The organism is Agrobacterium sp. 719_389 (genome assembly GCF_900188475.1).
GTDB lineage: Bacteria > Pseudomonadota > Alphaproteobacteria > Rhizobiales > Rhizobiaceae > Agrobacterium > Agrobacterium radiobacter.
In genome coordinates this window covers 1-12059 of the sequence record NZ_FYEM01000003.1, presented here as the reverse complement: position 1 = coordinate 12059, position 12059 = coordinate 1, and the positions used below count along the sequence as shown (strand labels likewise).

Genomic DNA, 12059 nt, shown 5'->3' with positions numbered 1-12059 from the left:
TGACACCGGGGTTTCAGAAATCCCAGTCTTCATCTTCGGTCGCGACCGCCTTGCCTATGACATAGGACGAGCCGGAGCCGGAAAAGAAGTCGTGGTTCTCATCGGCATTGGGAGAGAGCGCCGACAGGATCGCCGGATTGACCCGGCAGGCCTCGGCGGGAAAAAGCGCCTCGTAACCCAGATTCATCAGGGCCTTGTTGGCGTTGTAATGCAGGAACTGCTTGACGTCCTCCGTCAGGCCGACGCCGTCATAGAGGTCTTCGGTGTATTTCGCCTCATTGTCGTAAAGCTCGAGCAGAAGATCGAATGCGAAATCCTTGATCTCCTGTTTTTCGCTCTCGCCCAGACGCTCCAGCGCCCGCTGGAACTTGTAGCCGATATAATAGCCGTGCACCGCCTCGTCACGGATGATGAGACGGATCAGATCCGCGGTGTTGGTGAGCTTCGCGCGGCTTGACCAGAACATCGGCAGGTAGAAGCCGGAATAGAACAGGAAGCTCTCCAGAAACACGCTGGCGACCTTCATTTTCAAAGGATTGCCGCTGTCATATTCGCGCATGATAAGTGCGGATTTGCGCTGCAGGAACTCGTTTTCCTCCGACCAGCGATAGGCGTCATCGACGTCAGGCGTGGAGCACAGCGTCGAAAAGATCGAGGAATAGGAGCGGGCGTGCACGGCCTCCATGAAGGAGATGTTGGAAAGAACCGCCTCCTCATGTGGCGTTGCCGAATCCGCCATAAGGCGCACGGCGCCGACGCCGTTCTGGATGGTGTCGAGCAATGTCAGCCCGGTGAAGACCCGGATCGTCAGTTTCTGCTCTTCCGGCTTCAGCGTTCCCCAGGAGGGGATGTCGTTGGAGAGCGGCACCTTTTCCGGCAGCCAGAAATTCGAGGTCAGGCGGTTCCAGACTTCGAGATCCTTGTCGTCCTCGATACGGTTCCAGTTGACCGCGCGAATGCGGGACACGGGTTTTACGGCGATGTTCATTGTCTTGTCCCTCAATTCAGAGCGTGCAGGAAACGCAGCCCTGAACCTGCGTGCCTTCCAGCGCCATCTGGCGCAAACGGATGTAATAGATCGTCTTGATGCCCTTCTTCCAGGCGTAGATCTGCGCCCGGTTGATGTCGCGCGTCGTTGCCGTATCGCGGAAGAACAACGTCATCGACAGGCCCTGATCGACATGCTGGGTGGCCGCCGCATAGGTATCGATGATCTTTTCGGGGCCAATTTCGTAGGCATCCTGATAATATTCGAGATTATCGTTCGACAGATAGGAAGCCGGGTAATAAACGCGACCGATCTTGCCCTCTTTCCGGATTTCGATTTTGGAGACGATAGGATGAATGGAAGAGGTCGAGTGGTTGATATAGGAGATCGAGCCTGTCGGCGGCACGGCCTGAAGGTTCTGGTTATAGAGGCCGGATGCCATGACATCCTGCTTCAGCGCCTTCCAGTCCTCCTGCGTCGGAATGGAAATGCCGGCCTTTTCGAACAGCTCCTTCACCTTTTCGGTCGCGGGCAGCCATTCCTGCTCGGTATATTTGTCGAAATAGTTGCCCGAGGCATATTTGGAGTTTTCAAAACCCTTGAAGCTCTGGCCCCTTTCCACGGCAAGGCGGTTGCTGGCGCGGATGGCGTGATAGGTCACCGTGTAGAAATAGATATTGGTGAAATCAACGCCCTCTTCGGAACCGTAGAAGATGCGTTCGCGCGCCAGATAGCCGTGCAGGTTCATCTGGCCGAGCCCGATGGCGTGGCTGGCGTCATTACCCTTTTCCACCGAGGGAACGGAGGAAATGTGGCTCATGTCAGACACTGCCGTCAGCGCCCGGATGGAGGTTTCGATCGTCTTGCCGAAATCGGCTGAATCCATCGCGGCGGCGATATTGAGCGAACCGAGATTGCAGGAAATATCCTTGCCCATATGGCTATAGGAAAGATCGGCATTGAACTCGCTCGCCTCGCTGACCTGCAGGATTTCCGAGCAGAGATTGCTCATGCTGATACGGCCGGCGATCGGATTGGCGCGGTTCACCGTATCCTCGAACATGATGTAGGGATAACCGCTCTCGAACTGGATTTCGGCAATGACCTGGAAGAACTCACGCGCCTTGATCTTCTTCTTGCGAATGCGGCTGTCGGCGACCATTTCATGATATTTTTCGGTGACCGAAATCTCGGTCAACGGCACGCCATAGACCCGCTCCACATCATAGGGCGAGAATAGGTACATATCCTCGTTGTTGCGGGCGAGTTCGAAGGTGATGTCGGGGATGACCACGCCGAGCGACAGGGTCTTGATGCGAATTTTTTCGTCGGCGTTTTCGCGCTTCGTATCAAGGAAACGCATGATATCCGGGTGGTGGGCATGCAGATAGACCGCGCCGGCACCCTGACGCGCGCCAAGCTGGTTGGCATAGGAAAAACTGTCTTCCAGCAGCTTCATGACAGGAATGACGCCGGAAGACTGGTTTTCGATCTGCTTGATCGGCGCTCCGAATTCGCGAATATTGGTCAAGGACAGCGCCACGCCGCCGCCGCGCTTGGAAAGCTGCAGCGCCGAATTGATGGAGCGGCCAATGCTCTCCATATTGTCTTCCACACGCAGCAGAAAACACGAGACCAGTTCACCGCGGCTCTTCTTGCCGGCATTGAGGAATGTCGGGGTTGCCGGCTGGAAGCGGCCTGAAATGATCTCATCGACCAGATTGCGGGCAAGCTGCTCGTCACCGCGGGCCAGAGCCAGCGCCACCATGCAGACGCGGTCCTCGTAACGCTCCAGATAACGTTTTCCATCGAAGGTCTTCAGCGTATAGGAGGTGTAATATTTGAAAGCGCCGAGAAAGGTCGGGAAGCGGAACTTCCGGGCATAGGCCTCGTCATAGAGGTCACGCACGAAATTGAAGGAATACTGGTCCAGCACCTCCTGCTCGTAATATCCCTCTGTCACCAGATAATCGAGCTTTTCCCTGAGGTTATGGAAAAACACCGTGTTCTGGTTGACGTGCTGGAGGAAATATTGCCGGGCGGCCAGCCGATCCTTGTCGAGCTGGATCTTCCCGTTCTCGTCGTAAAGGTTCAGCATCGCGTTCAGCGCGTGGTAGTCGAGAGCCGCATCGAGCGGTTTCTGGGATGCGGCTGCCGGCTGTTTGGCGTCCTTGCGCATGGCGCTCGAGGTCAGCGTGTCCAAAATCGTTCCAATCCATGTTTGACGTTGGCGACATCTTCTTCCGTGCCGAGAAGCTCGAAGCGATAGAGAAACGGCACCGCGCATTTGCGCGAGACGATATCTCCGGCGGATGCGAAAGCGGCGCCAAAATTCGTGTTTCCCGCCGCGATGACGCCGCGAATGAGATTTCGGTTGGAGGGCTCGTTCAAAAACCGTATGACCGGCTTAGGCACGGCCCCTTTGGTGCCGCCGCCCCCATAGGTGGGGGTGACCAGCACATAGGGCTCGGACACATGGGGAACATCTTCCTCAACGCCGAGCGGCAGGCGCAACAGACGCCGTCCCAGTTTCAGAAGGAAACGATGGGTGTTTTCAGAGCGGCTGGAATAATAGACGATCAGGCCCATCGCCTTACCGCCTCAGCTGATCGCGCCGATCATATCCGGCCGGAAACCCGCCCAATGGCGTTCGCCGGCGACGACCACGGGAACCTGCATGTAACCGAGACCCCGGACGTGATCGAGCGCATCCGCATCTTCGGAGATATCGATGATCTCATAGGGGACACCGATGCGGTCGAGCGCACGATAGGTGGCGGTGCACTGGACGCAGGCGGGCTTGCTGTAAACGGTGACGGTCATAATTTCCTCTCTCGAAGCCGATTTCGGACACGGCTCAACATTGCCGATTGCAACCGCAATCGGGTGGCGGTGGATCTGTCATTCAGGTGAGGCGCGTAGCCCAGGCAACTCTTCGCATTTTCGGATGGAAACCGGGGACCGGTTTTCCCAAAATGTTGCAAGCCGCACAAAATCACTCTCTACGCCGACGAGCGCAGCAACTTAAAGAAATGCACTGGCATGACTTCACCCCGAAGCTTGTTCTGGAGGGGGCAGAAAAGGGCGCACGCAAATCATTTGCGTCAACACCTTCCTCCGGACACCCCGCCCGTGGACGTTTGCGCTCAAGGCAGGTCTCCTGACTTGCGGGTCACAACATCTATTCCGGCCTTCCCGGAGCTTTTGGCTCCAGTGACCCAAATCGGAACGATGCTCGCCGCTTACAGTTGCGGGGGCAGTTTCGGCCTTGTTCCGCCATGATGGCGTTACGCACCGAATTCCCGTCTTAGCTCCCAACCCTTGCGAATCGGAAGAACCTTGAACACCACATATAGTATATGAGGAAATTTTCGCGTCAATGAATAGACACACAAAAGCCCCGCCCTGTGGATCAAAAAGATTCAACACATGGTCAACAAAGGCTTAACGGCAAACGCGCTTTGCCGGTAAAGAACTGGAAAGCGTTAATCTATTCCCAGATATCGATATGAATATCGGCTGGACGCGCGTTTTCGATCACCCTTTTTCCGTTGGGAAGATCGTTTTCGAAAAGCTTGGCATGGATCTCGGCCGCATCGAGACCATAACCCTGCCATCTGTTCCGCAGCCTCTCTTCCAGCACGGCGAAGGACGGACCCACGAAGATGGTGAGGTCAAAGCTCTCGGAAAGGCTTGTCCAGGGCGCTTCGTTCAGCAGCAGATAATTGCCTTCGGCAAGGACAAAGCGCGTTTCCGGCGCAATCGCCCGGGCGGACGCAATGGCAATTTCCCGGGAGCGGTCGAAAACCGGAACAAGCACCTCCTGCCCGCCCTTGCGGACGGCGGAGACGATATCCAGGAAGCCGCGCACATCGAAAGTTTCAGGTGCGCCTTTTCGCGGCAGCAATCCCCGTTCCTCAAGAATGCCGTTATCCATATGGAAGCCATCCATGGGCAGGACGGCGGCCGTTTCGCCTCGCGCCCGCAAGGCCTCAAAAAGAGCATCCGCAAGCGTGGATTTGCCGGCCCCAGGGGGACCGGCAATCGCTATGATGAAACGGGATTGACCCTCTGCCCGCCGAAGAACGTCTTCGACGATCGTCTCAAGCTTCAGCGTCATGCGGCAAGCGTTTCCTTCGGCGCTTCCTTGGCGCCGGTCATGAAGGCGACGGCATCCGACATGGAATAGTCCTTCGGATTGATGACGCACAGGCGCTTGCCGAGCCGGTGGATATGGATGCGATCCGCAACCTCGAAAACATGCGGCATGTTATGCGAGATCAGGACAATCGGCAGACCGCGGGAGCGCACATCCAGAATAAGCTCGAGAACGCGACGGCTTTCCTTGACGCCGAGTGCCGCCGTCGGTTCGTCGAGGATGACGACCTTGGAGCCAAAGGCTGCCGCACGCGCCACCGCCACGCCCTGGCGCTGACCGCCGGAGAGGGTTTCCACCGCCTGATTGATGTTCTGGATCGTCATCAAGCCGAGTTCCGACAGTTTTTCGCGGGCGAATTTTTCCATGGCCGGGCGGTCGAGCGCCCGGAACAGGCTGCCCTGAATGCCGGGCTTGCGGATTTCACGGCCGAGAAACATATTGTCAGCTATGGACAATGCCGGAGACAGCGCAAGGTTCTGATAGACGGTTTCGATGCCCGCCTTGCGCGCCTCGATCGGCGAGCGGAACTGCACCGGCTTGCCTTCCAGCCTGATCTCGCCTTCATCGGGTGTCACCGCACCGGAAATCGCCTTGATGAGAGAGGATTTGCCGGCGCCGTTATCACCGATGACGGCAAGGATTTCGCCCGGATAAAGATCGAAATCGGCATTGTCGAGTGCAGTCACACGACCGTAGCGTTTGACGAGATTGCGTGCTGTGAGAATGGGTTCTTTTGCCATCAGCCTGCTACCTTTCTGATCCACTGGTCGATTGCGACAGCCAAGATGATGAGGACGCCGATCAACAGATAGGTCCATTGCGGGTCTGTGCCGATAAGCCGGAGACCGAGTGAAAAGACGCCGACGATCAGCGCACCGAAAATCATGCCCATGATGGAGCCGCGTCCGCCGAACAATGACAGGCCGCCGATAACCACCGCGGTGATGGATTCGATATTGGCGAACTGGCCGGCGGTCGGCGAAACCGAGCCGATACGGCCAATGAGGGCCCAGCCGGCAAAGGCGCAGATGAGGCCGGACAGGGTATAAACGGTGGTCAGCATACGCTTGACGTTGACGCCGGCGAGTTCTGCGGCATCCGGATCGTCACCCACGGCATAAAGATGGCGGCCCCAGGCGGTGCGGTTCAGCACATACCAGAGCAGGGCAACGAGCAGAACCATGGCAATGACGCCATAGGTGAAGACCGCGTTGCCGAAACGGATATTGGCACCGAAGAACTGCAGGATCGGCGCCTGCTGGGCAATGTCCTGGGCGCGGATCGTCTCATTCGCGGAATAGAGGAAGTTGGTCGCAAGCACAATCTGCCACATGCCAAGCGTGACGATGAAAGGCGGCAGGCGCATGCGCGAAACCAGCACGCCGTTGATGAAGCCACAAAATGCGCCGACGGCGAGACCACAGAGAATGGAAAGCTCTGCCGGAAGACCGTAACGGAAGGTAAACTGCCCCATGACGACGGAGGACAGAACCATGATCGCGCCGACCGAAAGGTCGATGCCCGCCGTCAGGATGACAAGCGATTGCGCGGCGCCAACGATGCCGACGATCGCAACCTGCTGCAGGATGAGGGTCAGCGAGAAGGCGGAGAAAAACTTGCCGCCTAGGAGCAGGCCGAAAATAATCAGCGACAGCACCAGGACGATAAGCGGTACGGCCGCCGGGCTGGAATGGAGAAAATGCTGGAATTTTTCCAGCACACTCTTGTCGTGCGTATCGAAAGCGGCGACCTGCGTCGAACTTCCCGAAAGCACCTTTTCAAATTCATTATGCGGCTGAGCCCGCACCGGCTGATCGCTCATTGGATTTTCCTCCCGATCGCTCTATCGCATCAGCCCTGACACCTGGGTCTATCTCCAAAGAGAATGATGCGTAGATTTCAAAGTGTTGTGAAGCGGCCTGTGTCATCCCCGCAGGGGCGCGCAACGCGCTCGTTTATTCCTTTGTCCGATCCCCCGGATCGTGCCTGATATTCATTCTGGTCCAAGGGCGGGGGCACGAATGCCCCCGCGGGTTTCAACATTGAGGCATCATCCCCAGCACTTGTTGAGACCTTCCTTCGTATCGATCGAGTCGAGGCCCTTGACCGGCTTGTCGGTTACCAGCGTCACGCCGGTATCGACGAAGTTCTTGCCTTCGGTCGGCTTCGGCTTTTCGCCCGTATCGGCAAACTTCTTGACGGCTTCGACGCCGAGCGCCGCCATCAGCAGCGGATATTGCTGCGAGGTCGCGCCGATCACGCCTTCCGCCACGTTCTTGACGCCCGGGCAACCACCGTCGACGGATACGATCAGAACATCCTTTTCGCGGCCGACCGCCTTCAGCGCCTCATAAGCGCCGGCAGCTGCGGGCTCGTTGATGGTGTGGACGACGTTGATGGTGGGGTCCTTCTGCAGCAGATTTTCCATCGCTGCACGGCCGCCTTCTTCGTTACCATTGGTGACATCGTGACCGACGATACGCGGATCGCTCTCGTCGCCGATCTTGTTGATGTCCTTCACGTCGATGCCAAAGCCCTTCATGAAGCCCTGGTTGCGCAGCACATCAACCGTCGGCTGGGAGGGGGTGAGGTTGAGGAAGGCGATTTTCGCATCCTTGGCCTTGTCGCCGAGGCTGCCGGCGGCCCATTTGCCGATCAGTTCACCAGCGAGAAGATTGTCGGTGGCGAAGGTGGAATCGGCGGCATCAACGGGTTCGAGCGGTGTATCGAGGGCGATGACCAGAAGACCGGCATCACGCGCCTTCTGCACGGCCGGAACGATACCCTTGGTGTCCGATGCGGTGATCAGGATACCCTTGGCGCCATCGGCAATGCAGGTCTCGATGGCGGCGACCTGGCTTTCGGAATCGCCGTCGATCTTGCCGGCATAGGATTTCAGCGTCACGCCGAGCTCTTTGGCCTTGGCGGTCGCGCCTTCTTTCATCTTGACGAAAAAGGGATTGGTATCGGTTTTGGTGATGAGGCAAACCGAAGTATCGGCTGCAGACGCAACGGACGCGAAAGAAACGCCAAGCGCAAGCGCGCCCAGAAGAGCGGAAACAGTGGTCTTCATGAGATCCTCCCAATGGATATTTGAGCACCGTGACGGTTACCCGACGATCCCGTCTCCTCCGAGAACAATGATCGTTGACCCAGATGGAACCACCAAAGGAAACGGCTGTCAATAAATAAATCCGATTGAATTATTAATTCTCTATGGCATTCTAATAGGCGGCAGGGAGGAATATCGCCGCGTCGTTTAACGTTGCGATAGCAAGATTGCCATAAAGCCTGCTGTATCGGTCGCGACGGATATTGCGGGCGGGAGGATGACATATGAGACAATCTGTCGAGACGGCGCCGCCGGCGCCGCCCACCACCATGGATATAAGCAGCGGCGCCAACCAGATCGGGGTGCGCGCCTATAATGAGCGGCTCGTGCTGTCCCTCGTTCGCCGCCACGGCGGACTGTCAAAAGCCGAAATATCAAGACTTTGCGGACTTTCGGCACAGACCGTCTCCGTCATCATGCGGTCGCTAGAGAAGGACGGACTTCTCATTCGTGGTGAAAGACTGCGCGGCAAAGTCGGCCAGCCTTCGACGCCGATGCGGCTTAATCCTGACGCCGTCTTTTCTTTTGGTGTGAAGATCGGCCGGCGCAGCGTCGATCTTGTGCTGATGGATTTTGTTGGCCGCATCCGGCTCAAGCTGCGCAGAACCTATCCCTATCCCATGCCGGAATGGATATTGCCATTTGTAATCGACGGCATAACGGAGCTTGAATCGAAGCTTTCGCCGGCCGAGCGAGAGAAAATTGCCGGCGTCGGCATCGCCGCGCCATTCGAATTGTGGAACTGGGCGCAGGAAGTGGGCGCTCCGCAGGTTGAAATGGAGCGATGGCGGGGCGTGGATATCCGGTCGGAAATTGCCGAAAGCGTCAGCTATCCCGTTTTTCTGCAAAACGACGCGACCAGTGCCTGTGGCGCTGAACTGGTTTTTGGAACAGGCCAGCATTATCCGGATTTCCTCTACGTCTTCATCGGTTCCTTTATCGGCGGCGGCGTCGTTCTGAATTCGGCGCTGTTTTCCGGAAAGACGGGAACGGCCGGCGCGATCGGCCCGCTGCCAGTGCAGGGGCAGGACGGCAATACCGTCCAGCTTCTGAAAATCGCGTCGATCTTCGTTCTGGAAAACATGCTGCGGGACAGGGGCATCGATCCGCGTCCCCTCTGGTTTTCTCCAGACGAGTGGATCGATTTCGGCGAACCACTGGAAAGCTGGATCCGAAAAACTGCCGCAGCGCTGGCGCAGGCCGTCATTGCCGCCGCCTCCATCATCGATTTTTCGAGCGTTATCATCGACGGCGGTTTTCCCGATTGGGTCAGAACAAGGATCGTCGCCGCCACCCGCCTTGCCCTTAAACACCACGATCTGCAGGGTGTGACGCTGCCTGATATCATCGAAGGTGCCGTGGGTAGCCAGGCGCGGGCAATCGGCGGCGCGAGCCTGCCGCTGTTTTCGCGCTACCTCATCGATCAGAACGTTCTGTTCAAGGACACGACCGGCTGAGCCTTTGCCGGGGGCCATCGATTTTTGCTTACCCGGCTCTTCATTCTGTTTCTGGTGATCACTCGCCAGCGGCGTGCTGCATGATCGCCGCCAGAAAGGCATGCCCGTAGCGCTCCAGCTTGGTGTCTCCGACGCCGGGAATCCCAGCCATTTCCTTCGCCGAGACCGGTTTTGCCGTGGCAAGTTCTATCAGGGTCTTATCGTGGAAAATCACGTAGGGCGGAACGTTCTGCGCACGGGCAATTTCCATGCGCTTCGCACGCAGTGCCTCAAAAAGACCGCGATCGGATTCAGGCAAAATCGCCGATACCGCGTTGCGGGACGTCTGTTGTCGGGCGGAACGCGGAGCAGATGGTATCCTCAGCATCAACGCAGGTTTTTCGCGCAGGAAACGCCGTCCGTCCTGGGAAATGGACAGTCCACCATGCCCGGACAGATCCACTTCAATCATGCGTAACGCAACCAGTTGACGCAGAATGGCGCGCCAAGTGCGATTATCATGTTCCTTGCCTATACCGTATGTCGTGATGCGATCATGTCCGAAGCGGGAAATCCGCTCATCCTCGACACCCAGCAACACGCGGATGACATAAGCCTGGCCAAAACGTTCACCCGTGCGATAAATGCAGGACAGAAGCTTCTGTGCGGCTATGGCCCCGTCAAACAGGTCGGGCGGCTCGGCGCAGGTATCGCAATTGCCGCAGGGCTCACACCGGTCGCCGAAATAGGACAGCAGAACCTGCCTGCGGCAGCTCGCGGTTTCCGCAAGGCCGAGCAGCGCGTCAAGCTTCTGGCGCTCCATATATTTGCGCTGGTCCGCGGCATCCGACTCTTCGATAAAGCGGTTGCGCAGGGCGATGTCTTCGTAACCGTAGAGCATGAGTACGTCCGACGTCAGACCATCGCGGCCTGCTCGGCCCGTTTCCTGATAATAGGCCTCGATGCTGCCGGGCAGATCAATATGAACCACGAAGCGCACATCGGGCTTGTCTATGCCCATGCCAAAAGCGACGGTCGCGACAATGATGACCGCCTCGCCGTGCTGGAATCGGGTCTGGTTCTCCTCGCGGGCAGCCTTGTCCATCCCAGCGTGATAGGGCAGTGCATCGCGCCCCTCCTCCCGCAGCCACGCGGCCGTTTCGTCCACCTTCCGTTTTGAAAGGCAATAGACGATCCCGCTTTCACTGTCGCGGTCCTTCAAAAAGCGCTTCAGCTGCGCGCGTGGATTATCCTTTTCCATGATCGCATAGCGGATATTGGGCCTATCGAAACCTGCGATGAAGGCGTCATCCTCTTCGATTCCCAGGTGACCGAGAATTTCGGTGCGCGTAGGCCCATCGGCCGTTGCTGTCAGCGCCATGCGTGGCGTGTCGGGAAAACGCTCGATCAACGTATCAAGCTGGCGGTAGGGTGGCCGGAAATCATGCCCCCATTGAGACAGACAATGGGCTTCGTCGATAGCGATTAACGACAGGGCAATGGGCTGGAGAGCGTCCAGGACATCCGGTTTGAGAAGGGTTTCCGGTGCGGCATAAAGAATATCCACTTTGCCTGCCCGCATATCCCGCCAAAGCGCACGCCGCTCTTCCGGAGAAAGATCGGAATTGAGAGCCTCGGCCCGCACGCCTGCCTGACGCAGGGCAGCGACCTGATCTACCATCAGCGCGATGAGCGGCGAGACGATCAGCCCCATGCCTTCGCGCGCAAGCGCTGGGATCTGGTAACAAAGCGACTTCCCGCCACCTGTCGGCATCAGAACGAAAGCATTATTGCCCGCCACCACATGCCGGATGATTTCGGCCTGCCGCCCGCGAAACGCATCGTAGCCATAGACGGTCTTGAGTATATGCAAGGGATCAGCGGTCACGGCAGCTTTTATCCGAACAGGAATGACGGGGCATCATCACCGTTTTGGGGTCTATGGCAATCCCGAAGATGGAATTGGTCATGGAAGTGAGTGGCGGGATTGATTTTATGACCCGCAATCCCGTTTTGTACCTGACAGGGATGCGGTTCCGATTTTATGTTTCAGACGCAAAAAGGGCTCCGCGTTATCTCGGAGTGAATAGCCCCGAGTTTCGTAGACACCCTCGGGTTAGATTTTCTGCTGCTTCTCGAACTCGACGGGCGACAGCATCCCGTTCCTGACGTGTTTGCGTTTCGGGTTGTAGAACATTTCGATGTAGTCGAACACGTCCTGGCGTGCTTCATCGCGTGAACGGTAGACTTTGCGCCGTATCCGCTCTCGCTTCAGAAGATTGAAGAAGCTCTCGGCCACCGCATTGTCATGGCAGTTGCCGCGTCGGCTCATCGAGTGAACCAGATTGTGGTGCCTGAGGAACG

Annotated in this window: 11 protein-coding genes and 1 riboswitch; of the genes, 1 reads left to right on the top strand and 10 read right to left on the bottom strand. The window is 57.5% G+C overall.

Going from position 1 to position 12059, the window contains the following annotated elements:
- Positions 1–13: 13 nt before the first annotated feature.
- The 8 genes from nrdF to CFB10_RS06890 all read right to left on the bottom strand — a co-directional run bounded on the left by nrdF (position 14) and on the right by CFB10_RS06890 (position 8220).
- The gene (gene nrdF / locus CFB10_RS06925) at positions 14–988 is read right to left on the bottom strand and encodes a class 1b ribonucleoside-diphosphate reductase subunit beta (RefSeq protein WP_003492917.1); all 975 of its coding nucleotides are present in this window, start codon (positions 986–988) and stop codon (positions 14–16) included.
- Between the two features lie 16 nt (positions 989–1004).
- Positions 1005–3167 carry a class 1b ribonucleoside-diphosphate reductase subunit alpha gene (gene nrdE / locus CFB10_RS06920; RefSeq protein WP_020011296.1) on the bottom strand — a complete coding sequence of 721 codons (2163 nt, stop codon included), beginning with the start codon at positions 3165–3167 and terminating at the stop codon, positions 1005–1007.
- Between the two features lie 11 nt (positions 3168–3178).
- Entirely contained in the window at positions 3179–3577 is a 399-nt protein-coding gene (nrdI, locus tag CFB10_RS06915) for a class Ib ribonucleoside-diphosphate reductase assembly flavoprotein NrdI (protein ID WP_020011297.1), read from the bottom strand.
- Between the two features lie 12 nt (positions 3578–3589).
- A complete protein-coding gene (nrdH, locus tag CFB10_RS06910) occupies positions 3590–3811 on the bottom strand; it encodes a glutaredoxin-like protein NrdH (protein WP_020011298.1) in 222 nt (73 codons plus the stop codon).
- A 309-nt stretch (positions 3812–4120) separates the two neighbouring features.
- Positions 4121–4345, bottom strand: a riboswitch (cobalamin riboswitch).
- Between the two features lie 133 nt (positions 4346–4478).
- On the bottom strand, positions 4479–5108 hold the full coding sequence (locus CFB10_RS06905; protein WP_020011299.1) for a nucleoside triphosphate hydrolase: 630 nt from the start codon (positions 5106–5108) through the stop codon (positions 4479–4481).
- On the bottom strand, positions 5105–5887 hold the full coding sequence (locus CFB10_RS06900) for an ATP-binding cassette domain-containing protein (protein ID WP_003507135.1): 783 nt from the start codon (positions 5885–5887) through the stop codon (positions 5105–5107). Before CFB10_RS06900 ends, CFB10_RS06905 begins: the two co-directional genes overlap by 4 nt.
- Positions 5887–6969 carry an ABC transporter permease gene (locus CFB10_RS06895; protein WP_020011300.1) on the bottom strand — a complete coding sequence of 361 codons (1083 nt, stop codon included), beginning with the start codon at positions 6967–6969 and terminating at the stop codon, positions 5887–5889. The genes CFB10_RS06900 and CFB10_RS06895 overlap by 1 nt, the downstream gene beginning before the upstream one ends.
- A gap of 228 nt (positions 6970–7197) precedes the next feature.
- Positions 7198–8220 (bottom strand): sugar ABC transporter substrate-binding protein, encoded by a 1023-nt coding sequence (locus CFB10_RS06890; protein WP_003507133.1) that lies wholly within the window; start codon positions 8218–8220, stop codon positions 7198–7200.
- Between the two features lie 263 nt (positions 8221–8483).
- Between CFB10_RS06890 and CFB10_RS06885 the strand changes: the two genes are divergently transcribed.
- A complete protein-coding gene (locus CFB10_RS06885) occupies positions 8484–9716 on the top strand; it encodes an ROK family transcriptional regulator (protein WP_020011301.1) in 1233 nt (410 codons plus the stop codon).
- A 58-nt stretch (positions 9717–9774) separates the two neighbouring features.
- On the opposite strand, the gene recQ is transcribed toward CFB10_RS06885, so the two are convergent.
- Positions 9775–11583: a DNA helicase RecQ gene (gene recQ, locus CFB10_RS06880; protein WP_020011302.1), complete on the bottom strand. Its 1809-nt coding sequence runs from the start codon at positions 11581–11583 to the stop codon at positions 9775–9777.
- Positions 11584–11811: 228 nt separating this feature from the next.
- A partial coding sequence (locus CFB10_RS06875; RefSeq protein ID WP_020009112.1) for an IS3 family transposase occupies positions 11812–12059 on the bottom strand: 248 nt, incomplete at its 5' end.